This is a genomic window from Micromonospora sp. LOL_023 (genome assembly GCF_048060115.1).
Classification (GTDB): domain Bacteria; phylum Actinomycetota; class Actinomycetes; order Mycobacteriales; family Micromonosporaceae; genus Micromonospora_E.
Genome location: NZ_JBHMIM010000140.1, coordinates 1 through 2,677 on the forward strand (window position 1 = coordinate 1; position 2,677 = coordinate 2,677).

The following is a 2,677-nucleotide window of genomic DNA, read 5'->3' on the forward strand; positions in this document are numbered from 1 at the left end:
CCATCCGCCTCAAGTGGTCGTGGCGGGTCGGGTCCGGGATGTCGTACGCACAGCTTCGCCCCCGACACCCGGGTACTGATGGCCGACGGCACCACCCGTCCGATCGTCGATGTCAACGTCGGTGACCAGGTGGTGGCGACGGACCCGGTGTCCGGGACGTCCTCACCGAAGCCGGTCACCCAACTGCACCGCAACACCGACCGTGAGTTGACCGATGTACGGGTCCGCACCAGCGACAACCACAACCGCGACGGTGGTGGTGCGACGGTCGTCGTCGAGACCACGCCGAACCACCCCTTCTGGAACGAAGACCGGCAGGCATGGGTCAACGCCGGCGACCTCACACCGGGCACCCGGCTGCGGGTGGCGGGTCGTGGCGAGGTCACGGTGGTGTCGGTCGAGACACGCCGGGACGAGCGGGAGATGCGCGACCTGACAGTCGCCGACACCCACACGTACCATGTACTTGCCGGCGACACGCCGGTTCTTGTACACAACTGCAACAACGCAGTTCTCGGCATTAACGAACATGGTGAGAAGTTGGCTAGCCACCTGAGGGGCGAAGGTCTGAGTAACGTGAGAACCTTCAATGATCCGGGCTTGAAGCCGGTTGATCCCGAAAGTGGCATGGCCGGCTGGCAGATGGCCGTGAAGGATGCTATCAGGGATGAGGATACGACGATCCATGTCGCACTTGACGGTATGGATGGCGCTACGCATTCAGAAAGATTCATGAATGCCTATAATGCCGGCAGAGGTGGCAATTTTGGTGCTACTGACTGGGAAATGGCTCAGCTTGGTCTAGCTGTTCGACGAGAAGTCAGGACTTGGAGTAGCATCAAGTTTTACCACGCCGACGCGCGAGTGTACCTTGCGAAACCCAATTGGTAGGGATCTGATGGAAGTTTTGTTCGAGTCTTCTCGCCAATTCAAGCTGTGGCGCTACTCCGTGAGTCATAAGGTTCTGCTTCTGCGTAGTTCGCGCGATGAGGATAATTCAACCAGGATCGACGTCCTTTTCCAGCAGGTGGCTCGCATGCAACTCGATACAGTTTTCGAGAGCCTGACGATTGGCAGGGCTAGTGGAGGCGAGCGGTCGGAAATTGAATCGCAAGCTGGCCGCGAATTTCCTGGCGGGACTGAGTTGTTCATTGTTGGAGGTGAACTCGCCAACTATGTGCTCTCTGGTTCTATCGTGTGGCATGAGGATGAGGGAACGTACCGAGATCCTTCGTTTTTTGAGAAGATTCTGTTGCTGTAGTTTGCTTGTGACTGGATAGGTGCGCGGGACCTTGGAATACCGCAAGCGCGCGAGGTGGGTCAGGCGGATGTGGGAATCTAGGGGTGGCGGCTCGGGTGAGTGCGTCGAGCATGTTGATGCCGTGTCGGGTGGCGGTGGCGGTGCGGATCGCGGCGAAGTGTTCGGCTCCGGTCATGGTGCGCATGCTGCCGGAGAACTTGATCCGGAGTTTCGGCGTGCGGATGGTCCGCTCGGCCGGGTTGTTGTCGAACGGCACGGCCGGGTCGGTGACGAAGCGGAGGTAGTCGGCGCGTCGTCCCGTAGTCGCACGAACAGGGCGTGGCGTTTGCGGTGCAGCTTGTCGGTTCGGTCGGCGGTGGCCTCGGCGCCGAACACGACGGCCGAGCGCAGCAGGTGGGTCTGTTCGGCCAGGTCGGCCGGGTCGGGTTGGCTGCCGTCGGCGCGGGCCGTCACCGTCAGGCGGTTCAGTTGCCGCAGGGCGTCGATGGCCTGGCCGGCGAGGTCGGCGACTTGTCCGGTGGCGGTGTCGACCACGTAGACCAGTTCGCGTAGCTCGTGGGCGTTGCGCAGGGCGTGGACCGCGTCGGTGTAGGTGTCGTACGGGGCCCACGCGTCGTGCACGGCGACGCCGGTGAAGGCGGGCAGCACGCCGGCGTCGTCCATCGCGGCGGTGCCGCGTCTGCGGTGCACGGTGAGGAGCACGTCGGTGGGTGTGGAGGCGGAGTGCAGCCAGGCCAGGTGGCCGTCGACGCGCATGCCGTGAGGTCGGCACGAGGCGCGGTGTCGGTCTCTCGACCGATCCGTTTCCTCGTGTCGCCTCCTTAACCGGACGTGCCACGGGCACGGCAAAGTCGGAGTGTGTGTTGTTGGGTACTCCGTGTTGATGTCCGGAGTGGATTCTGCCGGCCCCGGTCGTCATCCACACTCCACGCGGTGACCGGCACACCGGCCCAGGCCGGAGCGTCGAGCCGGTCGAACAGGGTCGGCTGGTTGTCAAGCACCGGGAACACGAAATGCGCCCGCTTGACCTCCCTCAGCCAACGGGCATGCTTACGCTGGGTCTGCATCGCGTCAGCGGTCACCACATGATCAGCGAGGTCCAACGGCGTCAACAGCCCGGTGAACGCGGCGATCTGACCGGAAAAACAACCGTGAGTGGGCAGGCGGCAGCGTCGGGGCGGAGCCCCGACAAGGTTCTGAACTTGTCCGTTGGGTGTGGTGCTGGTCAGGCCGGGTTGAGCTGAACGGTGTGGCCGAGGGCTTCGAGCTGGCGGATGAGGCTGCGGGTTTTGCGGTGTTGTTGATGTGGCTGTTGTAGTGGTCCGGACCGAGATCGATGAAGCTAGCCTCAATCCGTCAGAGAGCGTTGATCCCTGCTGATCGTTCCGGCTTGGCCGTTTTGTCCGCCTGTGGCGG

At 62.9% G+C, this 2,677-nt stretch carries 4 protein-coding genes; 2 read left to right on the forward strand and 2 right to left on the reverse strand.

Annotation, left to right across the window (positions count from 1 at the left end; all coding sequences use genetic code 11):
- The first annotated feature begins 78 nt into the window (after positions 1-78).
- A complete protein-coding gene (locus ACFHVL_RS31030; protein ID WP_416632168.1) occupies positions 79-891 on the forward strand; it encodes a polymorphic toxin-type HINT domain-containing protein in 813 nt (270 codons plus the stop codon).
- Between the two features lie 7 nt (positions 892-898).
- A complete protein-coding gene (locus ACFHVL_RS31035) occupies positions 899-1,261 on the forward strand; it encodes a hypothetical protein (protein WP_416632171.1) in 363 nt (120 codons plus the stop codon).
- Here the strand turns inward: ACFHVL_RS31035 and ACFHVL_RS31040 are convergent.
- Positions 1,191-1,517, reverse strand: a complete 327-nt coding sequence (locus ACFHVL_RS31040) for a hypothetical protein (protein WP_416632169.1) — start codon at positions 1,515-1,517, stop codon at positions 1,191-1,193. The two genes, ACFHVL_RS31035 and ACFHVL_RS31040, sit on opposite strands and share 71 nt — an antisense overlap.
- Positions 1,433-2,017, reverse strand: coding sequence for an IS66 family transposase (locus tag ACFHVL_RS31045; RefSeq protein ID WP_416632170.1), 585 nt, complete (start codon positions 2,015-2,017; stop codon positions 1,433-1,435). Before ACFHVL_RS31045 ends, ACFHVL_RS31040 begins: the two co-directional genes overlap by 85 nt.
- Positions 2,018-2,677: the final 660 nt, after the last annotated feature.